Below are 21,882 nucleotides of genomic sequence, written 5' to 3'. Positions count from 1 at the left end.
TACCATGAGAAAATCCATTTTGATTGCCGGTTTACTATTCCTGCTTTCACCAGCCTTTTCGCAAGTTAAGCTCGATTCGCTGCAACAACTGCAGTGGGACGCAGCACAAAAGAAGCTTAAGTCCGCCGATTACGCGGGCGCCAGTACAGATTTAACGTCGCTCATCAATGCCGGATTTCCACTGAAGGAAATCTACCTTAAACGTGGTGTAGCTTATTACAATTTAAAAGAGTACGAAAAAGCTAAGGCTGACTTCGATGAAAGTGTAAAGGCACGTATCAATACGGCCGAACTTTTTGAACACCGCGGAAATACCAAGTATCATTTGGATGATTATCAAGGTGCCGCTACTGACCTCGATAAGGCGGTGTCGATGGGTGCCAACGGTGTGGAGACTTTTACAAACCTGGGCAATGCTAAATTCCGCATGGATAATTATCGCGAAGCCATTACCAATTACGACAAAGTTGTTGCTGCAGGAAAAGCAGACGCCATCATTTATAACAATCGTGGTAAGGCGAAATTTAACCTTCAAGATTTCAAAGGCTCACTTCCTGATTTTGATAAGTCTCTTGAACTAAGACCGGGTAACGATAAGGCCATCGAAAATCGCGGTGAAGCGCGCTATAAAGTACAAGACTGGAAAGGAAGCATTACTGATTTTGAGAAATTGATCAGCAGTGGAAGATCCGACACTGAAATTTATCAGAAAGTAGGAACGGCCTACTACAATCTTAAAGACAACAAAGCTGCTTCGGATGCACTATCGAAAGTAGTTCAAAAAGGCGTAAAGGATAAAGAGATATTTAGAATGCTTGGCCTAAGCTTAACGGCACAAGGCGAATGTACAGAGGCGGCCAAGAGTTTAAGCGCCGCTGTTTCGATGGGACTCACCGACAAAGATGTGTTCTATCAATTGGGAGCGTGTCAATATAAAAACAAAGAGTACGTCGCGTCAATAGAATCGTTTAGTCGTGCCGTGACAGCAGGTGTTGCGTCGAAAGAAGTTTTTCTGATGAAAGGCAATGCTCATTTCTACCAGAAAGATTATGACAATGCCGTAAAAGATTTGGAGAAAGCAATCACTCTTGGTGCTACAGATGTAGAAGCGTTTAAAAATCTCGGCGATATCAAATTTCTAAAGAGTGATTTCCCGAATGCCGTTAAATACTATGATAAAGCGATTGCCGGAGGAAGTACCGATCCTATCTTGTTTAACAATCGCGGTAAGGCGAAGATGAATCAAAATGATTTTGCAGGTTCAATTCCCGATTTTGATAAGGCACTCCAACTTAAACCTGACCTTGTAAAAGCTACCGCCAATAGAGGGATAGCCAAGTTTTCTACAAAGGACTATGCCGGAGCGCTGCCAGATTTAGAGAAATCGAAAACGACAGAAGGTGAAAATGCTGATCTCTTAAAAATGCTTGGCTTGTCCTACTATCTCACAGGGAAGAAAGATCAAGCGAAGCCGAACTTAGATAAGGCGCTGCAAGCAGGTGTGAAGGACAGTAAAGTTGCACTGTATGCAGGCTACCTTCGATTTGATGCAAATGATTTCAAAGGAACGATCGATGCGCTTACTGCAGCAGAGATGGGTGGTGAAAAAGATGATGATATTTATTTGAAGCGTGGTAAATCGGCTTTCCAACTGAAAGATTACAATGCCACAACAATTGACTTGGAGAAAGTTGTGGCAAAGGGTAAGGCTGATCTCGTTGCATACGAAAATCTTGCGCTGTCGTACATGGCCTTGCAAAAGGATAAAGAAGCTTTGCCGCATTTAGAGAAGTCGTCGGCGCTCGGAACAAAAAATAAAGACATCTACTATCAACTCGGTAATGCACGGTTCAAGCAGAATAATTTTACAGGCGCAATTGAAGCATACGATAAAGCCGTAACACTAGGAGCTAACGATGAAGTGATTTTTAATAATCGTGGTAAAGCGAAATTCAACGCTGGCCAAGTGAAAGAATCAATCGTCGATTATGATCGCGCGTTGGGTTTAAAAAAGGATTATACACAAGCTTTGAAAAATCGTGCAGCGGCAAAGTATAAACTTGCAGACTATCCCGGAACGATTGCCGATCTCGCCATCGTAGCGGCGCGTGCTGAAGCTGGCGTCGATGAATATACCATGCTTGGGTTGTCGCGATATAACACCAAAGACTACCAAGGTGCAGTGCCAGATCTAACAAAAGCCGCAGAAGGGGGTTCGAAAGATATGAAGGTACTCGCAGCACGCGGTAACGCTTATTTCGAACTGAAGGATTTCGAAAAAGCGATTCCCGACTTCACGAAAGCTATTGACGGCGGCATGACAGATACCGAATTGTTCTATCACCGTGGTGCGGCGAAGTATCAGCAGCGTGATTTTAAAGGCGCATTCCCAGATCTTGATAAAGCAATCAACACCGGTACGAAAGATGCACTTGCTTTCGATATGCGTGGTCATTGCCGCTATGATGCAAAGAGCTATGATGAAGCCATTCGTGATTTCTCTGAAGCCATAGAAAAAGATCCGAAACTTGGCAGTGCCTACTACCATCGCGGCGATGCAAAATTTAGTTTGAATAATTTACCTGGAGCCATTGAAGATTATACACAAGCGATTACACTCGGCGTTAAGGATCCCATCCTTTTCAATAATCGTGGTAAGGCTTATTTCAAAACCGACAACAACGCTGCTGCAATCAAGGATTTTACAGAAGCGATAGATCGTAAGCCCGACTATACCAAAGCGTATGATAACCGCGGACAAGCATATTATAAGTCAAACAAGTTTGAAGAAGCCATCAGAGATTATCGCGAGGTGGAGAAGCTCACCGAAAAACCAGAGCCTGAACTTTATAAAGTGTTGGGAGATTCTTACTACAACGTGAAAAAGTTTACGCCGGCGCGCGACTACTACGATAAGTTAGTCGATGCGGGTGTTAAGGATAAAGACGTCTTTTACAAACGTGGCCTCATGCAAATGGAAGCTGAAGAATACACGGGTGCCTTAAGTGATTTTGAAAATGCCATTAAAGGAGGAGAGAAGACCGTTGCGATTTATTTGAATCGTGGTCGCGCTTACATTGCGTTAGATGATCCCAAGTCTGCCGTACTTGAACTGAATAAAGCCGTTGATCTTGATCCGAAAAATGTTGATGCACATTTTAATCGTGCGTTGGTAAAAGAAGGACTTGAAGATTTTGAAGGCGCTATCCTCGATTACAACAAGGTAATCAATATGAACCCTAACGACGCCATCGCGTATTACAACCGCGCATCATGCAAAGCGAACATGGATGACTACGGTGCAGGCGTTTCTGACATGGACGAAGCCATCAAACTCGAACCGAAGAATGCGTCTTATTACAAGCAACGTGGTAATTTTTACTACCAGATGCAAGACAAACAAAAGGCATGCTTCGATTGGCGTAAAGCCGTTGAATTTGGTGATCAGAAAGCAAAATTCCAGATTGATACCTATTGCAAATAGCGTCTCAAACTATTCTCTAATCTTCCCATAATAAAAAGCATTCGCGATAAGACAAGTTGCGAATGTTTTTTTCGTTCTAGAAATGCACGATCTGCGTTTTGGTTAAATTTTTGCAGCCTTTTTGAAATCCGTTTCAACTCCTGCTGAATTCTTACACACGAAAGACGGTTGCAGTAACATCTGATATTAGTTGCTGAAATGATTGCAGCTTTGAAATGGTTTAAACCGAATCGCTTATGAAATTCATATTGATGGCTTTGCTTGCGGTGTTGAGCGCGTTTAGCGCTTGCGCAAATGACTTAGTGGAAGGCACTGTGGTGTCGGTTTTAGATGGTAACACCATCGAGGTTGCTGGCAAAGATCAACAGAAGTATAAACTCGTGCTGACGGGCATAGATTGTCCAGAGCTCGGTCAAGCATATGGTGAAGAAGCAAAGTCGTTTCTTGAGAAAATGATTCTCCATAAAAATGTGACGATAGCAGTGGAAGGGAAGGACAGGTGGGGCAATAGGCTCGCCGTTGTAAAAATAAAAGGCGTCAAAGATCCACGTATCGACCTCTTGAAAGAGGGGCTTGCTTGGACAGCGGAAAAAAATTCTGACCCGGAATTGGATGGATACAAATTAAAGGCGCAAGAAAAAGGAAAAGGCCTTTGGCAATCTGAAAATCCGACACCGCCATGGACCTATCGTCGCCAGCAGACGATGCTAGAGGCAAAAGGCCTCTAAACTTTTAAGGTAATTGTGAATACGCCTACAGTTATTGACTAACGAGCGATTGCGCTAACCATTACAATCGTTAGCAACTTCTGTATAACGACGAAAACAACCGCTCACCTACACGCACATAATTTTTCCAGCTCGATCAAGTTAATATATTTGTGTCCCTTAAACCTGCCATGCGTTTATTCCTCATGCTGTGCTTTACACTGATAGTCGGTGTAGCGCAGGCTCAGTCTGTCAAGAAGAAAAAGTCCTCGGATTCCCCTCGGAAAAGCGATAATACGTTAGAGCCGTATTACCCAAAGAAAGATTACCAGCCATCACGTAAGAAGTCATCGAAGAGAAAGGATGAAGGCCCTACTTACGATTCAGAGCAAGAATATTATGCACGCCGTGAGCAGATGGAAAAAACAAAACGGCATAATGAAAAGATGATGGAGAAACCACAGTATTCAGATCCTTCATACTTCGGCCATAAAAGACCACCCAAGAAAAGATCTGCACGCAAAATGAAGTTTTGCAAAGAGTGTGGGATACGTCACTAACAATACTAACGCTTCTTTAACAAGGAAGCGTTTTTTATTTGTCGATGACGGGACATGTAGATTTCACCAATAATATTGGATAAACTACGAGAACACAGTCGTTGATCGTGGTAACACTCGGCGTCTCGTTGGGATTTCAGTGGCAAGCATGTAACTTGTAGTAATGAACATTGCGTCCTTCATCGAACACACGAATCTAAGTCCTACGCTTACCATTAAAGATATCGATGAGCTGGTAGCGGAAGCTATTGAGTACAACTTCTTCGGCATCTGTGTTCCTCCGTTTTGGGTGAAGCGTGCGCAGCGGGAAATTGGCAGTGCAAAAATTGCACTGATCACGGTTGCCGGATTTCCCCTTGGCTACAACATGACAGAGACGAAGCTGGATGAAATGCAGCGCGCAATCGATAATGGTGCCGATGAAGTTGATATGGTATGGAATATCACATCTTTCAAAACAGGTATTCCATGGACAAAGATTGAAGTGGCGAAGTGCGCCAAACTAATGCACGATCATCAGAAACTTTTGAAAGTAATCATTGAGACCGCTTATCTTTCGGATAGCGAAATAGAACAGGCGTGCAAAATTTGCGCAGATGCCGGTGCCGACTTTGTAAAAACATCAACGGGCTTTGCTCCCCATGGCGCGAAAGTAGAACACATAAAAATTATGAAAAATAATTTACCCGCAAGCGTTGGCATAAAAGCATCGGGTGGAATTAAATCATATGAAAGTGCTGTTAGTATGATAGACGCTGGTGCTACGAGAATCGGGACATCGTCGGGAATTTCAATTGTGACTACAACCAAATTATAACCAAATAGAATGAGTGAATTTTTAGCAACGATTTTTCCGGAAGAAAAAAACATTCCGGAGCAGTTTAGAATCAACGAGACGGTTGATCAACGCGAATATCTTATCAATGGCGAAATGAAGATCTGGAACGGGAATCTCAATCCAGTGTTGAGTCCTGTTTTTATAAAGGAAGGCAATGAATACAAACAGAAAGTAATCGGAAGCACCCCGTTGTTAACAACGAAGGAATCGCTTGAAGCGTTGGATGCTGCCGTGAAAGCATATAACCTCGGAAATGGCGAGTGGCCCACGAAGAGCGTTACCGAACGTATTGAACACGTTGAGAAATTCTTAGTGGCCATGCGCGCGCAACGTGAGTCCGTTGTCAAGTTGTTGATGTGGGAGATTGGAAAAACATTGAAGGATTCAGAGAAAGAATTCGATCGTACGTGCGATTATATTGTCGATACGATAAAGGCTTACAAAGAACTTGATCGCGAGTCGGCTAAGTTAACAGAAGACCAAGGGTTCATGGCGCAAATTCGTCGCGTGCCACTAGGCGTATCGTTGTGTATGGGACCTTATAACTATCCACTCAACGAAACATTCACCACGTTGATACCAGCACTCATCATGGGCAACACGGTTGTATTTAAGCCTGCAAAATATGGTGTGCTGCTGATCAGGCCGTTGATCGAAGCCTTTCGCACAAGCTTCCCCGCAGGTGTAATCAATATCATTTACGGACGCGGACGTGAAACAGTAGGGGCGCTTATGGAAACAGGTAAAATCGATGTCTTCGCTTTTATCGGAACAAACAAAGGCGCGAATGAACTGAAGAAGCTTCACCCGAAATCACACCGTCTAAAGGCAATATTAGGACTTGATGCGAAAAACCCAGCCATCGTATTGCCGGATGCAGATCTTGATAATGCTGTAAATGAATGCATCACAGGAAGTCTCTCTTTTAATGGCCAACGCTGTACCGCGCTTAAAATATTGTTTGTGCATCGCAGCGTCGTTGACCAATTCATATCGAAGTTTAATGATAGTGTAAAGAAGTTGAAACCCGGCATGCCTTGGGATAGTGGCGCAGCTTTAACGCCGTTGCCAGAGCCCGGTAAAGTTGAATATCTACAAGCGCTAGTAGATGATGCGAAACAGCATGGAGCAAAGGTGATGAACGAAAATGGCGGCGCACATTTGAACTCATTTTTTTATCCTGCGGTGGTATATCCGGTGAACGCAAAAATGCGGTTGTATGCTGAAGAGCAATTCGGTCCGGTTATTCCGATCGTACCTTTCGATGATGATCAAGAAGCGATTGACTATGTGGTGAACTCAAACTTCGGACAACAAGTAAGTATTTTCGGCACGACGTCGAAGAGAATTGCAGTATTGATCGATGCATTCTCCAATCAGGTTGGAAGAATCAATCTGAACGCACAAAGTCAGCGTGGTCCAGATACTTTCCCATTCAATGGAAGAAAAGATTCAGCGGAGGGAACGTTGTCGATTGCCGATGCGCTCCGTGTGTTCTCGATCAGAACGATAGTCGCGACGAAGAATATCGATTCGAATAAACAGATCATAAGTAATATTATTCGCAATCACGAATCACAGTTTTTAAGCACAGACTACATTTTTTAGAAAAAAATATCCTTGCGTTTTTGCAGTTAATTGAAAGGTAACTGCGGAACGCAAGGATATTTTTAGATTATAAAATAGTTGTTTCTATGCTTTGCTAGTCTTGCCAACGAGATAACCTTTCGATCCATAATAGAGGATGAAAAGGTAGCATGGTAGCATGAGTGCAAGAAACACCATCTGGAAGTTAGTGTCAGTTTTAATTTCAGCAAAGATTTTTGGAATGACAGCTCCACCTGCTATACCCATGATCAGGAGCGCAGAACCTTTTTCGGTGAACTTGCCAAGACCGCTAATTGCAAGTGGCCAAATAGCAGGCCACATCAATGCATTTGAGAGTCCAAGCAGTGCGACAAAAATTACAGATGTATATCCCTGTGTAAATACTGCGGCAATTGTGAAAATCACGCCTGATATGGCGGAGAATTTCAATGCGTTTGCCTGAGATAAGTACTTCGGAATTGTGAACAATCCGATGAGATAGCCAACCAACATTGCGCCCAATGTATAGGATGTAAAATACTTGGTTTCATCTGACGGGATGTTAAAACCTTTGCCATAAGTACCGATTGCATCCCCGGCGATAACTTCAACGCCCACGTAGAGAAAAAGGCATAAGGCGCCAAGTAATACATGCGGAAATTGAAACAAACTTGTCTTTCCTTTCTCAGACGTGCCGACAGGTTCTTGATTTACTTCTGATGCTTTAATTTCAGGTAGCCCCGATTTAAGTATCCAAAAAGCAAGTAGGACGAGCACGCCAGCCATGATCATGTAAGGCGTATAAATTTTGGCAGCAAATTCATTCAGCAAAGCTTCTCTCGTAGCCTCGTCTGTCGCAGCCTTCACATTTTTTTCGAACTCATCAACGCCGGTAAGAACAAATGCGCCTATGATGATTGGACTTAAAATTCCAGCGATCTTGTTACAGATCCCCATGATGCTGATTCTTTGCGCAGCACTTTCAATCGGCCCTATGATGCTGATATAAGGATTGGAAGCTGCTTGAAGAAATGTTAGTCCAGAGCCGATGACAAATAGCCCAAACAATGACATGTGATAATTTCTTGCTGTAGCAAAATGCCCGAACAAAAATGTCCCTATAGCCATAACAAGTAATCCGAGTGCCATACCTTTCTTCATGCCGGTTTTCTCAAGAATCCATGAGGAAGGAAGTGCAAGAACGAAGTATGACATATAAAAAGCTGTCGTTACCCAAAAAGCTTCTCCATCGGTTTGTAAGTTGAATGCAAGTTTTACAAACGTGATGAGTGGACCGTTGAGCCAAGTAACAAAGCCGAAGATGAAGAACAGCGAACCAATGATAATCATCGGGACGGCATATGAATTTTTCTGATTCGTCATGATGCGTGGTATAGGTTAAAGGTTGAGGTATTTGTTTGCTTCGCTAAATGTGTGCCTTTCGCACACAATGTTTAATTAGAATCCTTTAATTTGCGCCCAAATAGCGTTTTTTGAATTCGATAAAGCTTCAAAATATCAATTTTAGCTTAATGTTTGCGCAAACACAGTTTTAAATAAAAGAAACAATAATGGACACACCAAATCGCACACGCAAAAATATAGCCTTACTCGTCCTCGCTGCCGGCATGGGAAGCCGTTACGGTGGTATTAAACAAATCGACGGCTTTGGGCCGAACGGTGAAACAATAATGGATTATTCGCTCTTCGATGCTGTACGTGCCGGTTTTACGAAAGTAGTGTTCATCGTTCGTGATGAAATCAAAGACATCGTGCGCGAAAAATTTCAACCGAAACTTGAAGGCAAAGTTGAAGTAGCGTATGTGGTGCAGTCACTCGATAAAATGATCCCTGCGGAATATCAAAATGCAGAGCGTGTCAAGCCATGGGGAACAGGGCATGCCGTGTTATGCGCAAAAGATGTTTTGAAAGAACCATTCGTCGCGATCAACGCCGATGATTTTTATGGTAAAGATTCTTTCGCGGCCATGGCTGACTTTTTCAACAACGATACTACTGGTTCACACGCGATGGTAGGTTTCACGTTGAAGAACGTTCTCTCTGAGCATGGAAGTGTTTCGCGTGGTGTAGGTGAAGCTGATGCAGACGGTTACTTAAAATCTGTTGTTGAGCGCACAACCATTGTGAAGGAAAATGGAAAGATCATTTCGAAAGAGAAGGAGGGTGATCGAGAGTTAAGCGCAACTGCGCCAACGTCGATGAACTTCTGGGGCTTCCGTCCAAACGTATTGGATGTTGCATCAGAAATGTTTGATGAATTTTTGAAAACCAATCACGATAATCTTAAGTCAGAATTTTACGTTCCCCTCATTGCCAATCAAATGATTCAAACAGGTAAAGGAAAAGTAAAAGTACTCGGTGGCGGAAATATCTGGTTCGGTGTTACCTATAAAGAAGATAAGGAAGAAGTTTCTTCAAAGATCAAGGAATTGATTAAGAAGGGAGACTATCCTGAGGTGCTTTGGTAAGGAAAGTGCAAAGTTTAAAGTTTAAGGTTAAAAGTTTAAAGTTCTTTAATGTACATCTGTAACAAAACTTCAAACCTTAGACTTTTAACCTAAATGGATTTCGCAAGTAGATTAAAGTTGAAGTTATAAAGTTCAAAGTCTTCTATGTCTATGTAGCAAAACTTTGAACTTTGAACTTTGAACTTTAAACTTAAATATATTCCCCTGAATTAGGTCTTGCCTTTACGTCGTTCACGAAGCGTCTAAACTGATCTTCGCGGTCTTTTTCACAGACGATTACCACGTTGCCAAATTCGCCAACCAGATAGCCGTTCAAACCTTGAACAACGATCAGTTTATCAGGTGAACCTTTAACAATGCAATTGCGTGATTCGTACGTAATGGCGTTGGCGCTGATCGCGTTATTGTTTTCGTCTTTCGAAGAGATTTCGTGAATTGATCCCCACGAGCCGAGGTCAGACCAATTGAAATTTCCTAAACAGACGAAAACGTTTTGTGCTTTTTCCATGATTCCGTAATCGATGGACACACTTTTACATTGCGAGTAAGCGCTAAGAATAGCTTCGCGTTCGTCGTTCGTGTTGAGCCGTGCTTTAACTTGTTCGTCGAATACTTCCGCCATCTCTGGTAAGTAAAGGTGAAACGCTTGGAGAATGGCTTGAACGCCCCAAATAAAAATTCCAGAGTTCCATACGAAGTCACCGCTTTCAAGAAATTTCTTTGCTAGCGAAAGCTCAGGTTTCTCCGTGAAGGTTTTCACTTTCTTTGCAAAAGATTTCTCGGTGTGATATTGAATATAACCGTAACCTGTTTCAGGTCTTGTCGGTGAAATTCCAAGGGTGATAAGTTTGTCTTGACTTTTTGCTTGATCTGCTGCCTTGCGAATAACTTCTTGAAATTCTTCTTCGCGCAGGATCAAATGATCGGATGGCGTCACGACAATTACGGCTTCACTGTTTTGCTGAGCGATTTTGTAGCTCGCATACGCAATACAAGCAGCGGTATTTTTACGCATCGGTTCGGAAAGAATTTGATGACTCCCTAATTGAGGAAGTTGTTCTTTCACCAATGCAGTGTGTTCTTCATGCGTAACGACGTATATGTTTTCAACCGGGCAAATCGGCAAGAAGCGATCGATCGTTGATTGAAGTAATGTTCTTCCGGTGCCAAGTACGTCCAGAAATTGTTTCGGCTTTGAGTTACGACTGTATGGCCAAAAGCGTACGCCGACGCCACCAGCCATCAGTACTACATATAAATTTTTGTTCATTCGGATTTTAAACGTAAGACGTTTCGTAAATGAGGTGTGTCACAAAATTTTTACAAAGAATTTCTGCGCAATTTAAATGATTCCTTCTTTGAGTAGGTCATGCAAATGTATAAATCCCGCAACTTTTTCGCCATCGACAACCACAAGTTGTGTGATATTTGCCTCTTGCATTTGATGTAAGGCTTTGACCGCATATTCATCTTTTTCAATGGTCTTCGGCTTGGTCGACATGATATCGCTCGCCTTTACATCTGTTAGGTTGGAATTTTTTTGCAGCATTCGACGAAGGTCCCCGTCAGTGATGAGCCCCATCAATTTATTGTCCGGTGATAAAACAGCCGTACAACCTAGCCTTTTCGAGGAAATTTCAAGGATAACATCTTTCAGGGATGTGTGTGGCGTTACCGCGGGAAGCTGATTGTGTGTGTAAATGTCAGACACTTTGAGGTAGAGTTGTTTGCCCAATGATCCTCCGGGATGATACTCTGCAAAATCTTTGCTCGAAAAATCGCGAAGCTCCAATAAACACACCGCGAGTGCGTCTCCAAGAGCAAGGTGTGCTGTCGTGCTTGTCGTGGGTGCGAGATTGTGAGGACAAGCTTCCTCTGCAATCGTTGCATTTAACAAGAAATCGGCTTGCTGTGCTAAATATGAATTTGTGTTGCTCACAAGGGCAACAAGCTTTGAACCTCTTCGTTTCAATAACGGAACTAGAACGCGGATCTCGGGTGTGTTTCCACTCTTGGAAATACAAATCACGATATCATCTTTTTGAATCATGCCAAGATCGCCATGAATCGCATCTGCAGCGTGCATGAAAATTGAAGGCGTTCCAGTAGAGTTCAACGTAGCAACAATTTTATTGGCAATAATGGCACTCTTGCCAACGCCTGTAATGACAACTCGCCCTTTTGTAGAATAAATTTCTTTTACACAAGCTTCGAAGTTGTCATCAATAAAATTGATGAGATTGTGAATTGCTCGGGATTCATTTATTAACACATCCTGTGCAATTTTTTTAATATTTTTTACTAAATTCAATTCCTTTTCAAAGTTAGCTTTGTCCTATGGGCAAAGATACAATTTATCAAGACGAAATGATGTTGGTCGAAGAGAAAGACGCGTTAAAAGAAAGACTCAAGGAAATTTTCGGTTACAGTCAGTTCCGAGGAAATCAAGAGACTATCATCCGGAATTTACTGGAAGGAAAAAATACTTTTGTCATTATGCCTACTGGCGCTGGTAAATCTTTATGCTATCAGTTGCCAGCCATGGTTACGAATGGTCTTGCCATCGTAATCTCCCCGCTTATTGCCCTCATGAAAAATCAAGTAGATCAAATGAACGCGTACGGCATCAACGCTCGCTTCATGAACTCTACGCTAAGCAAAGGGGAAATCACTAAACTCAAAAAAGAATGTATGAACGGCAACGTAAAACTTCTTTACGTTGCACCTGAGTCACTCAATAAAGAAGAGACAATCGAATTTCTCAAGAAAGTAAATGTCTCGTTTGTTGCCATTGATGAAGCGCACTGTATATCCGAGTGGGGGCATGACTTCCGCCCTGAGTATAGAAGAATTAAAACTATGATTCAGAACCTCGGTGATATGCCCGTGATCGCACTCACGGCAACAGCAACACCGAAAGTCCAAATCGACATTCAGAAGAACTTGCAGATGGAAGAAGCCGATGTCTTCATTTCATCTTTCAATAGAAAAAATCTCTTCTACGAAGTTCGCCCTAAAAAAGAAACGAAGAAACAACTGATCAAATTCCTGAAAGACAATAAAGGAAAGTCAGGTGTAATCTATTGTCTTAGCAGAAAGAAAGTAGAAGAGATCGCACAGCTTCTCAATGTAAACGGTTTCAAAGCTGCACCTTACCACGCTGGTTTAGATCCAGACGTGCGTATGAAAAATCAGGATGATTTCTTAAATGAAGAAGTTGATATCATCGTAGCAACGATCGCATTTGGTATGGGAATCGACAAGCCAGATGTTCGCTTCGTGGTGCACTATGATGTTCCAAAATCTCTTGAAGGCTATTACCAAGAAACTGGTCGCTCTGGCCGTGATGGACTTGAAGGACACTGTTTGATGTTCTACAGTCATAACGACTTGAACAAGCTCGAAAAATTCAACAAAGATAAACCTGTGCAAGAGCGCGAGAATGCGCGCATCCTGTTACAGGAAATGGAATACTATGCGGAGTCACCCGTGTGTCGCCGAAGACAACTCCTTCACTATTTCGGTGAAGAATATAAGCAAGAGAACTGCGGCATGTGCGACAATTGCGTTCATCCTCGTGAGCGCTTCGATGGAACAGATGCTGTGAAGCTTGTTATTCAAACAACAAAACTTACTAACGAACGCTTCGGATTAAATCACTTGGTGAATGTTATTCGCGGTGTTGAAGATGAATACGTGAAGAGCTATGGTCATTTCGATCTTGCTGTATACGGCAAAGGAAGTGATGAGGACGTAGATTACTGGAAGTCAGTAATTCGTCAAGCGTTGATATATCAATACCTTGAGAAAGATATCGATAACATCGGCGCGTTGAGGGTTACAGCGAAAGGTACTGAATTCATGAAGCATCCTCATCCAGTGGAACTCGCACGTGATCATGATTTCACAACCGATATCGATGAGGAGGAGGAATCAGCAGAGAAGGCTCCCGTGAATGCGAAGTCGTATGATGTTAAGCTGTTCGAGATACTGAAGGCGCTTCGCAAGAAGATTGCAAAAGAAAAAGATCTTCCACCATACGTGATCTTCCAAGATCCGTCACTGGAAGAAATGGCCACGACTTATCCAACCACAAAAGAAGATCTCGCACAAGTGAACGGTGTGGGTATGGGTAAGGTGAATAAGTTTGGTAAAGAGTTTTTAGAAACAATACAACAATATGTCGACGACAATGATATTGAAACAGCCAACGATGTTGTTGTAAAGTCGTCGGTCAATAAATCGAAAACTAAAATCTTCATCATTCAACAAATCGACAGGAAAGTGGATTTGGAGGAGATTGCCGAAACGACCACGCTTTCGTTCGAAGATATGTTGACAGAGATCGAGAACATTTGCTACTCTGGAACAAAACTGAATTTGAACTACTACATTGATCAGGTGATAGACTCACATAAGCAGGAAGACATCCATGATTACTTCATGAATGCCGATACGGATAGCATTGAGGCTGCCTTGAATGATGATTCGATGGGCGACTACTCCGAAGAGGAGATTCGGTTGATGCGTATCAAATTCATGTCGGAATACGCCAATTAGGAGTTTACATTAGGACTTGAAGACCCCGGAAGCGAACACGTTGCCGGGGTCTTTTTTTGGGTTTTATTTAACCGATTTCGCGGTTATCTTTGGGGTTCAACCCAACCTGAATGAACGTTCTCGTGATTGGTAATGGAGGTAGAGAGCATGCTCTTGCCTGGAAGATTAGCCAAAGCCCACTTTGTGGCAAAATATATGTCGCCCCCGGTAACACTGGTACAGCCGAGGTAGCTCAAAATGTACCCATAGCGATCAATGATTTCGCGAAGCTTGGACAGTTCTGCAAAGACGAATCCATTTCACTCGTGGTGGTCGGTCCTGAAGGCCCACTCGTTGAAGGTATTCGCGATTACTTTGAAGCAGACTCATCGCTCAAAGATATTCCCATGATTGGCCCAGGAAAACTTGGCGCTCAATTGGAAGGCAGCAAAGACTTTTCTAAGCAGTTTATGCTTCGCAACGGTATTCCTACCGCGAAAGCAAGAACGTTTACCGCCAACGACCTTGATCCAGCATTCGATTATATCTCAACATGCAAGCCACCAATCGTATTGAAAGCCGATGGATTGGCTGCTGGTAAGGGTGTGATCATCAGCCTTAGTCAGGCGGAAGCAAAAGCAGTCTTAAAGGACATGCTGGTGAACAAGAAATTTGGTGAAGCAAGTGCGAAGGTATTGATTGAAGAGTTCCTCAGCGGAATAGAAGTATCTGTGTTTGTGCTCACCGATGGAAAAGATTATGTGATTCTTCCTGAAGCGAAGGATTACAAGCGCATTGGCGAAGGCGACACAGGACCGAATACCGGTGGCATGGGCGCTGTTTCGCCTGTTGTGTTTGCCAATACGGTATTTATGAAACGCGTAGAAACTGAAGTCGTGAAGCCGACGATTGATGCACTTCACAAAGAAGGTATTCCTTACAAAGGATTCATTTTTGTGGGTATCATGAATGTTGGTGGCGTGCCGTACGTGATCGAGTACAATGCGCGGATGGGTGATCCGGAAACACAAGCGGTCATGCCGAGAATCAAAAGCGATTTTCTCGATCTTCTGGTGGCAGCTGCAGGCACGGGCTTAAAAGAAAAAACAATTGAAATAGACGATAGCCATGTTGTTACACTGGCATTGGTATCCGGCGGTTACCCTGGCGACTACGAACGCGGGAAAGAAATTAACGGCTTGGAAAAGAAAACCGAGGCGATTGTGTTTCACGCAGGAACTAAAGGACATCAACAAAAAGTTGTTACCGATGGTGGCCGGGTGTTGGCTATTTCAGGCAAAGGAAATTCGCTTGATGATGCTCGTAAAAAAGCATACGCAGCCGCCGCGCAAATTGATTGGGATGGATTGTATTATCGACAAGACATCGGCCAGGATTTAATGAACTATAAAAGTTAAGTGCGATGGGATGTGCATGTGGAACAACCAAGAACGGAAAAACAGCAGGCTGCAATAACAACGGCGCTTGTGGTACCGGTGGTTGTAATAAAATGAATGTGTTTGATTGGCTGTCTAACATGGATATGCCAAAAGAAGATAAGTTTCCGATTACAGAAGTACGCTTTAAAAACGGAAGGAAAGAATTCTATAGAAATACAGAACGATTAAACCTTCATACGGGCGATGCTATTGTCGTTGAAGTTCCGAATGGTCACCATGTTGGATATGTTTCCATGCAAGGTGAATTGGTTCGTCTTCAAATGCAAAAGAAGAAAATTGCTGACGACGACGAGATCAAAAAAATATACCGTTTAGCAACGCAAAAAGATCTTGAAAAGTTAGAGGAAGTAAAGAAACGCGAACTTCCTACACTATACCGCACACGTGAAATTACACGTGACCTCAAACTGCAAATGAAATTGTCGGACATTGAGTATCAAGCCGACAATACAAAAGCAACCTTCTACTACTCTGCCGACGATCGCGTAGATTTTCGCGAACTCATCAAGATTCTTGCTGGCGAGTTTAAAATCCGTGTAGAGATGCGCCAAATTAGCTTGCGTCAAGAAGCAGGTCGATTGGGCGGTATTGGCGTATGCGGACGTGAATTATGTTGCTCAACGTGGTTGAGTGATTTTAAAAACGTTGCAACAAGTGCTGCACGCTATCAAAATCTTTCCCTTAATCCAAGCAAACTTTCAGGACAATGCGGAAGGCTCAAGTGCTGTCTCAACTATGAGCTTGATACGTACATGGAAGCGTTGGAGCATATTCCGAAAATTGAAGGACCGTTGCTCACGGAAAAAGGTGAGGCAACACTTCAGAAAACAGATATTTTTAGAAAGATCATGTGGTTTGGATTTCAAGAAGAGAACACTTGGTATCCAGTCAACATCGAACGTGTTAATCACATTCTTCGCATGAATCGTGAGGGAAAACGTCCGGCTACTTTAGATATCGATCAAGAAGAAGAAAAGATACCGACGAGTACGTTGAACAGCGACCTCGATCGCATGGACAAGAAGTTCAAGAGCAAGTCGCGTAATAAGAAGAAGAAAAAGAAAGGTCCACAACGGGAGGGCCAGGCGCCGGAAGGAGGAGCAGAGCAGTCGCAACCTACTGCAGAACAGCAAGCGCCGAAACAACAAACGCAACAACAGCCGCGTCGAGAAAATCAGCCGCCACGTCAAGGACAGCAAGGAAACCAGAATCGTCAGGGGGGGCAAGGAAATCAAGGCAATCAAAATCGTCAAGGCAATCAGAATCGTCAGGGCGGTCAGGGGCAACAGAGAAATCAGAATCGTCAAGGTGGTGGCCAAGGAGAGCAAGGCAATCAAAATCGTCAAGGCGGTCAGGGCAATCAAGGAAATCAGAATAAGCAGGGCGGTCAAGGAAATCAGAATAGACAGGGAGGCCAAGGAAATCAGGGAAACCAAAATCGCCAAGGAGGCCAAGGTAATCAAGGTCAGCCGCGTCAAGGGAATCAACAGCGTCAAGGTGGAAACCAACAGCCACGTGAACCTCGTCCTCCGCGCGAACAACGTTCTGATGATCAACAACCAAAAACGGGAGATCAAGAATGAGAAACTTGTTGATAATCTCGTTGATGATGCTCTGTATGTCGTGCGATGATGCGCGCGTGTTTGAGCAGTACCATGACTTCGACGAAGAGCAATGGAAGATGGCCGAGAAACCTAAGTTTGATTTTGTGATAGACGATCCTAGCATGCGATACAATGTTTACAGCAACGTGCGCAACTCTGTCTCGTATCCATGGTCACGTTTTTTTATGAACTACACCCTGCAAGACTCAACAGGAGCTGTACTGAAGCAAAATTTGCTGAACGAATTTCTGTTTCATGCGAAGTCAGGCGAGCCTTTCGGCAATAGTGGCCTGGGTGATATTTTTGATCATCAATTTCTGCTCTTGAAAGATTTTCAGTTTCCATATAAAGGAAAATTTACCGTTGAGTACCAGCATTACATGAGAACGGATTCGTTGGAAGGAATTCTGGCGGTAGGGCTTCGTGTGGAACGGGCGACGAAGTAAGGGTTAAAGCAGAGATTATATTCAAATTGGAATAAAAAAAAGAGATTGGTTAGTGATAGCCAATCTCTTTTTTTTATAGATGATCTTAAACAGTTTTTAACTCTAGAAGAGATTCTTTAGTTGAAGCGTCCTGCGATACGAATTTGCATTCCGGTGCAAGGATAACGCCGACACTTGGAATGAGGCTCCACTCGCGAAGTTTTTCAAGTTTCACTTGTCCGACCATGTATTGTTTTCCATTGGCAGCATAGCCGGAATCAAGTCTTTCAAAATCTTTAACGGTGATATTTACATCGAGGTCGAAGCTTACAAACGCGTCGAGTAACAAGTTATTAGAGAATGTAAGTCCAGTTTCCTGGTGTAGCTTTTTGTATTCGTAAGAGTAGTCGTAAGACAATGCAGAGATATCAGATAATACTGCTGATCCTGTTGGATAACTTCCGGCACCTTTTCCAATAAACAATTGCTTTTCTGCGAACGCTCCCTGCACCTGAACGGCGTTATATTCATTGCGCACAGAAGCAAGCGGATTGTGTGTGTCGACAAATTGTGGTGCTACGAATCCGTAGATGTTTCCATTTTGTTTGAATGCTCGTGCAATCAATTTGATTGTATAGCCCTTCTCACGTGCAAACTTGAGATCGAGATCTGAGATGTGATCGATACCGATATTGATGACATTCTCAGGTTTAACGAAAAGTCCAAAGGTATGCGCAATGGCGATGACCAATTTGAACTTTGGATCGAAACCTTTTACATCAAGGCTAGGGTCGGATTCAGCAAATCCGAGTTCCTGCGCAGTCTTTAACGCTTCAGCATAACTTTTCTTCTCTTCAAATACTTTTGTAAGAATGAAATTTGTAGAGCCGTTGAAGATACCGTCAATGCTACTGATCAAATCATTGTCGTAGTACTCTTCTAAGTTGCGAAGGATAGGAATGCTCCCGCAAACGGCTCCTTCGTAGATGACGGGTTTATTGTATTTTTTCTGTAAATGATAAATTTCTTCAAGATGTTCAGCAAGCATTTTCTTGTTTGCCGTCACGACTGCTTTGCCATGTGCCAGGGCGGTTTTTAAAACTTCGTAAGCGACGCTAGCATCGTCGATCAATTCAACAACAACATCAATTTCTGGATCGTTTAGGATTTCTGCACGGTCGAATGTAAAGAAGTGATCTGGTAGAATACGTTCTTTGTTTCTTGTCTTTACGCAGATCTTTTTTATTTCTGCCTGAACACCACCGTGTGTTTCGTGAAGTACGTGATACAATCCTTGTCCGACGCAACCAAATCCGAATAACCCAAGTTTCAATTTCTTTCTCATGATAATACCGTGCTAAATTTCTTTTGTTGATAAAACTGTTTAAGTATGGTGTCGAGTTGGTCGAACTCAACTAAAAATCCGTCGTGACCATAAAGTGAAGTGATCTCTTTCAATTGGGCATTCGGAATATACTCTGCTAAGAATTTTTGTTCTACTGGAGGATAAAGGATATCGCTGTCGATGGCGATCACCAAAGCTTTTGCCTTGATCGTCGCTAATGCATCTTTAACGCTCACGCGGTTTCTACCCACGTTGTTGCTATCCATCATTTTACTCAATGTCCAATACGAGAACGCATTGAAACGATTAACGAGTTTATCGCCTTGATAACGTTGGTAAGTTGCTGCTCTGAAGTCGTCCAACTTATCATTAGATTTTTCAGCTTGTGTTTGATTGAATGTCTCATAGTGACGATATGAAATCATTCCAATCGCGCGTGCTGCCTTTAGTCCTTCACTACCTGCACGCTGATCATTTTCTTTCCACGTAGGGTCGGCTTCGATGGCCATGCGTTGCGCTTCGTTGAAAGCGATACCCCAAGGTGAATGCACAGCATTACAAGCCATGGGAATAATGTGTTCGAATACCGCTGGTTGTTGTATCGCCCATTCCAATACTTGCTGACCACCAAGTGAGCCTCCGAGTAGCGTATGAACTTTTTCGATTTTTAATTCTTGACGAAGAAGATCGAACGCTTTAACAGTATCGCGATTCGTTAAGGTTGGAAAGCTATGAAAGAAAGGTTTCCCGGTAGATGCGTTCAATGAAAGAGGTCCTGTTGATCCATAACATCCACCGAGCATGTTCGCGCAGATGATAAAGTAATGCTGCGGATCGAATGTACTGCCTTCACGAAAAAGCTCTCCCCACCAATCGGTAAAATCAGAGCTACCTGTCAGTGCATGACAAACCCAAACAATGTTGCTACGTTCATGATTCAATTTCCCAAGCGTGGTGTACTTCAACTGAAAACCAGGAAGAGTTTCACCGCTCTCGAGCGTGAAGGTTTGGTTGTGGTGGAAGGTGTGATCGTGCTTTTCCATTTTCTACTTTTCTCCGTTTCCTCTCCCAATACAATCGGGAGAGGTCGGAGCACTATTTAAACTTTAACTTAGGATACTAATTCACCTTCAAAAACTTTAGCGAAAGCTTGTTGAAGATCTGCTTTGATGTCGTCGATATGTTCAATACCAGCTGAAATACGAAGCAGGTTTGGCAATACACCCGCGGCAAGTTGTTCTTCATCCGAAAGCTGCTGATGTGTTGTTGCCGATGGTTGAATGATCAATGTTTTTGCATCGCCTACGTTGGCGAGGTGACTCACAAGCTTCAATTGATCGACGAATTTTGCGGAGTGTTCTTTCGTTCCTTTTATGGTGAAAGAGAGTACAGCGCCGAATCCGTTGCGTAAATATTTTTTCGCGAGCTTATGATAAGGGCTACTCGCAAGTCCTGGATAATTTACGTTTTCGACGAGCTCATGTTTTTCAAGCCACTGCGCTAGTGCAAGCGCGTTATCTACCGAACGTTGGACACGAAGTGATAATGTTTCGAGTCCTTGTAATAACAAGAATGAATTGAATGGACTTAACGCGGGTCCGAAATCGCGAAGACCTTCAACACGTGCGCGGATGATGAATGCGATGTTTGGCAATCCCAACGGATTTCCTTCGCCGAACACATCCCAGAATTTTAATCCATGATAGCCTTCTGATGGTTCAGTGAATTGCGGGAATTTACCATTTGCCCAATTGTAATTTCCACCATCAACGATGACGCCACCAATGGAAGTACCGTGACCACCGATCCATTTTGTTGCAGACTCTACTACTACGTTGGCACCATGTTCCAATGGACGGAAGAGATATCCTGCGGCACCGAAAGTATTATCGACGATCAATGGAAGATCATGTTTACGCGCAAGCGCCGCGATGGCTTCGAAGTCAGGAATGTTGAAGCCAGGATTCCCAATCGTTTCGAGGTAGAGTGCTTTCGTATTTTTATCGATGTGTTTTTCGAATGATTCTACTTTGTCACCATCAGCAAATCGAACGTCGATGCCAAGTCGTTTGAAAGCGACTTTGAATTGGTTGTAAGTTCCGCCATACACAAACGATGTCGAGACGAAATTGTCACCCGCTTGTAAAATATTGTTGAGTGCTAAGAATTGTGCAGCTTGTCCAGACCCTGTAGCGAGTGCAGCAACACCACCTTCAAGGGCAGCAATTCTTTTTTCGAATACATCTGTTGTCGGATTCATGATCCGTGTATAGATGTTTCCGAATTCTTTCAATGCGAAGAGGTTTGCACCATGTTCAGAATCACGGAAAGTATACGATGTTGTTTGATAAATCGGAACGGCGCGTGAACGTGTAGTAGGATCAATTTCCTGTCCGGCGTGAAGTTGGAGGGTTTCGAAATGTAAGTTTGACATAACTGTAAAATTTTAAATGTTTTAAGACGCGTGGAACTCTTGTTTTGGATAGTCGATGTTAGACGTAGCGGTAACCGTGCTTGTCACTTGGCAAGGTCATTGGCTAGTTTGCTGTTGGAAGCGGAGCGCTTACGAATTAGCAGCAACAGCATGCGCAACAACACATGGCGCACATGCAGCAACAAATAATTTGGAAATTGGTGGAATGGATCGAACGCAACCTGCTAAGGGTGTTACCGGCAATGTTTGAAATGAAATTTTTCATTTTTTAATCGGTTTATATTTTCCGTCCCAATTGAGATCGGATCAGGATTTAGCACCTTTCTGTTTTCAGGAGGTTGCTAGCGTTTCTAAGAGCCTGTCTCTCCACGCTTCTTTATAAATCGATAAAGCGGATCGCTTCTTCGACT

At 43.1% G+C, this 21,882-nt stretch carries 16 protein-coding genes and 1 riboswitch; of the genes, 10 read left to right on the top strand and 6 right to left on the bottom strand.

What is annotated here, in order from left to right; all coding sequences use genetic code 11:
* Positions 1 to 4: 4 nt before the first annotated feature.
* The 5 genes from DQQ10_RS00810 (at position 5) to DQQ10_RS00790 (ending at position 7,197) form a co-directional block, all read left to right on the top strand.
* Positions 5 to 3,484 (top strand): tetratricopeptide repeat protein, encoded by a 3,480-nt coding sequence (locus DQQ10_RS00810; protein WP_112744898.1) that lies wholly within the window; start codon positions 5 to 7, stop codon positions 3,482 to 3,484.
* Positions 3,485 to 3,720: 236 nt separating this feature from the next.
* Positions 3,721 to 4,212 carry a thermonuclease family protein gene (locus tag DQQ10_RS00805; RefSeq protein WP_112744897.1) on the top strand — a complete coding sequence of 164 codons (492 nt, stop codon included), beginning with the start codon at positions 3,721 to 3,723 and terminating at the stop codon, positions 4,210 to 4,212.
* Positions 4,213 to 4,382: 170 nt separating this feature from the next.
* Positions 4,383 to 4,751, top strand: a complete 369-nt coding sequence (locus tag DQQ10_RS00800) for a hypothetical protein (protein WP_112744896.1) — start codon at positions 4,383 to 4,385, stop codon at positions 4,749 to 4,751.
* A 163-nt stretch (positions 4,752 to 4,914) separates the two neighbouring features.
* Entirely contained in the window at positions 4,915 to 5,568 is a 654-nt protein-coding gene (gene deoC, locus DQQ10_RS00795; RefSeq protein ID WP_112744895.1) for a deoxyribose-phosphate aldolase, read from the top strand.
* 9 nt (positions 5,569 to 5,577) lie between these two features.
* Complete coding sequence (locus DQQ10_RS00790; RefSeq protein WP_112744894.1) at positions 5,578 to 7,197, top strand: NADP-dependent glyceraldehyde-3-phosphate dehydrogenase; 1,620 nt, start codon at positions 5,578 to 5,580, stop codon at positions 7,195 to 7,197.
* Between the two features lie 84 nt (positions 7,198 to 7,281).
* Here DQQ10_RS00790 and DQQ10_RS00785 read toward each other — a convergent pair whose 3' ends face one another.
* Positions 7,282 to 8,559 (bottom strand): sugar MFS transporter, encoded by a 1,278-nt coding sequence (locus DQQ10_RS00785; RefSeq protein WP_112744893.1) that lies wholly within the window; start codon positions 8,557 to 8,559, stop codon positions 7,282 to 7,284.
* A gap of 188 nt (positions 8,560 to 8,747) precedes the next feature.
* Here DQQ10_RS00785 and DQQ10_RS00780 point away from each other — a divergent pair, with 188 nt between their 5' ends.
* Positions 8,748 to 9,665, top strand: a complete 918-nt coding sequence (locus tag DQQ10_RS00780) for a nucleotidyltransferase family protein (RefSeq protein ID WP_112744892.1) — start codon at positions 8,748 to 8,750, stop codon at positions 9,663 to 9,665.
* Positions 9,666 to 9,855: 190 nt separating this feature from the next.
* Here the strand turns inward: DQQ10_RS00780 and DQQ10_RS00775 are convergent, their stop codons facing one another.
* Positions 9,856 to 10,935, bottom strand: a complete 1,080-nt coding sequence (locus DQQ10_RS00775) for a mannose-1-phosphate guanylyltransferase (RefSeq protein ID WP_112744891.1) — start codon at positions 10,933 to 10,935, stop codon at positions 9,856 to 9,858.
* A 72-nt stretch (positions 10,936 to 11,007) separates the two neighbouring features.
* Complete coding sequence (locus DQQ10_RS00770; protein ID WP_112744890.1) at positions 11,008 to 11,976, bottom strand: KpsF/GutQ family sugar-phosphate isomerase; 969 nt, start codon at positions 11,974 to 11,976, stop codon at positions 11,008 to 11,010.
* 56 nt (positions 11,977 to 12,032) lie between these two features.
* On the opposite strand from DQQ10_RS00770, the gene recQ reads away from it, so the two are divergent.
* From recQ to DQQ10_RS00750, 4 genes are all read left to right on the top strand, one after another.
* The gene (gene recQ / locus DQQ10_RS00765; RefSeq protein ID WP_394341956.1) at positions 12,033 to 14,225 is read left to right on the top strand and encodes a DNA helicase RecQ; all 2,193 of its coding nucleotides are present in this window, start codon (positions 12,033 to 12,035) and stop codon (positions 14,223 to 14,225) included.
* A gap of 110 nt (positions 14,226 to 14,335) precedes the next feature.
* A complete protein-coding gene (gene purD / locus DQQ10_RS00760; protein WP_112744889.1) occupies positions 14,336 to 15,622 on the top strand; it encodes a phosphoribosylamine--glycine ligase in 1,287 nt (428 codons plus the stop codon).
* Between the two features lie 5 nt (positions 15,623 to 15,627).
* Positions 15,628 to 17,247, top strand: a complete 1,620-nt coding sequence (locus DQQ10_RS00755) for a PSP1 domain-containing protein (RefSeq protein ID WP_394341949.1) — start codon at positions 15,628 to 15,630, stop codon at positions 17,245 to 17,247.
* Positions 17,244 to 17,714: a gliding motility lipoprotein GldH gene (locus DQQ10_RS00750; RefSeq protein ID WP_112744888.1), complete on the top strand. Its 471-nt coding sequence runs from the start codon at positions 17,244 to 17,246 to the stop codon at positions 17,712 to 17,714. Before DQQ10_RS00755 ends, DQQ10_RS00750 begins: the two co-directional genes overlap by 4 nt.
* Before the next feature lie 85 nt (positions 17,715 to 17,799).
* Here DQQ10_RS00750 and DQQ10_RS00745 read toward each other — a convergent pair whose 3' ends face one another.
* From DQQ10_RS00745 to DQQ10_RS00735, 3 genes are all read right to left on the bottom strand, one after another.
* Complete coding sequence (locus DQQ10_RS00745) at positions 17,800 to 19,038, bottom strand: homoserine dehydrogenase (RefSeq protein WP_112744887.1); 1,239 nt, start codon at positions 19,036 to 19,038, stop codon at positions 17,800 to 17,802.
* The gene (locus tag DQQ10_RS00740; protein WP_112744886.1) at positions 19,035 to 20,081 is read right to left on the bottom strand and encodes a homoserine O-acetyltransferase family protein; all 1,047 of its coding nucleotides are present in this window, start codon (positions 20,079 to 20,081) and stop codon (positions 19,035 to 19,037) included. The genes DQQ10_RS00745 and DQQ10_RS00740 overlap by 4 nt, the downstream gene beginning before the upstream one ends.
* 68 nt (positions 20,082 to 20,149) lie before the next feature.
* Positions 20,150 to 21,472, bottom strand: a complete 1,323-nt coding sequence (locus DQQ10_RS00735; protein WP_112744885.1) for an O-acetylhomoserine aminocarboxypropyltransferase/cysteine synthase family protein — start codon at positions 21,470 to 21,472, stop codon at positions 20,150 to 20,152.
* Between the two features lie 274 nt (positions 21,473 to 21,746).
* Positions 21,747 to 21,857, bottom strand: a riboswitch (SAM riboswitch).
* Between the last annotated feature and the right edge of the window lie 25 nt (positions 21,858 to 21,882).

It is taken from the genome of Pseudochryseolinea flava, from assembly GCF_003286915.1.
Taxonomy (GTDB): Bacteria; Bacteroidota; Bacteroidia; order Cytophagales; family Cyclobacteriaceae; genus Ohtaekwangia; species Ohtaekwangia flava.
The sequence above is the reverse complement of the archived record's forward strand: the minus strand, read 5'-3'. Positions and strand labels throughout refer to the sequence as shown.

Excerpts from the sequence above, each read along its gene's own strand:
- DQQ10_RS00810 (WP_112744898.1), top strand. The coding sequence starts at position 5 with ATGAGAAAATCCATTTTGATTGCCGGTTTACTATTCCTGCTTTCACCA.
- DQQ10_RS00805 (WP_112744897.1), top strand. The coding sequence starts at position 3,721 with ATGAAATTCATATTGATGGCTTTGCTTGCGGTGTTGAGCGCGTTTAGC.
- DQQ10_RS00800 (WP_112744896.1), top strand. The coding sequence starts at position 4,383 with ATGCGTTTATTCCTCATGCTGTGCTTTACACTGATAGTCGGTGTAGCG.
- deoC (WP_112744895.1), top strand. The coding sequence starts at position 4,915 with ATGAACATTGCGTCCTTCATCGAACACACGAATCTAAGTCCTACGCTT.
- DQQ10_RS00790 (WP_112744894.1), top strand. The coding sequence starts at position 5,578 with ATGAGTGAATTTTTAGCAACGATTTTTCCGGAAGAAAAAAACATTCCG.
- DQQ10_RS00785 (WP_112744893.1), bottom strand. The coding sequence starts at position 8,559 with ATGACGAATCAGAAAAATTCATATGCCGTCCCGATGATTATCATTGGT.
- DQQ10_RS00780 (WP_112744892.1), top strand. The coding sequence starts at position 8,748 with ATGGACACACCAAATCGCACACGCAAAAATATAGCCTTACTCGTCCTC.
- DQQ10_RS00775 (WP_112744891.1), bottom strand. The coding sequence starts at position 10,935 with ATGAACAAAAATTTATATGTAGTACTGATGGCTGGTGGCGTCGGCGTA.
- recQ (WP_394341956.1), top strand. The coding sequence starts at position 12,033 with ATGATGTTGGTCGAAGAGAAAGACGCGTTAAAAGAAAGACTCAAGGAA.
- purD (WP_112744889.1), top strand. The coding sequence starts at position 14,336 with ATGAACGTTCTCGTGATTGGTAATGGAGGTAGAGAGCATGCTCTTGCC.
- DQQ10_RS00755 (WP_394341949.1), top strand. The coding sequence starts at position 15,628 with ATGGGATGTGCATGTGGAACAACCAAGAACGGAAAAACAGCAGGCTGC.
- DQQ10_RS00750 (WP_112744888.1), top strand. The coding sequence starts at position 17,244 with ATGAGAAACTTGTTGATAATCTCGTTGATGATGCTCTGTATGTCGTGC.
- DQQ10_RS00745 (WP_112744887.1), bottom strand. The coding sequence starts at position 19,038 with ATGAGAAAGAAATTGAAACTTGGGTTATTCGGATTTGGTTGCGTCGGA.
- DQQ10_RS00740 (WP_112744886.1), bottom strand. The coding sequence starts at position 20,081 with ATGGAAAAGCACGATCACACCTTCCACCACAACCAAACCTTCACGCTC.
- DQQ10_RS00735 (WP_112744885.1), bottom strand. The coding sequence starts at position 21,472 with ATGTCAAACTTACATTTCGAAACCCTCCAACTTCACGCCGGACAGGAA.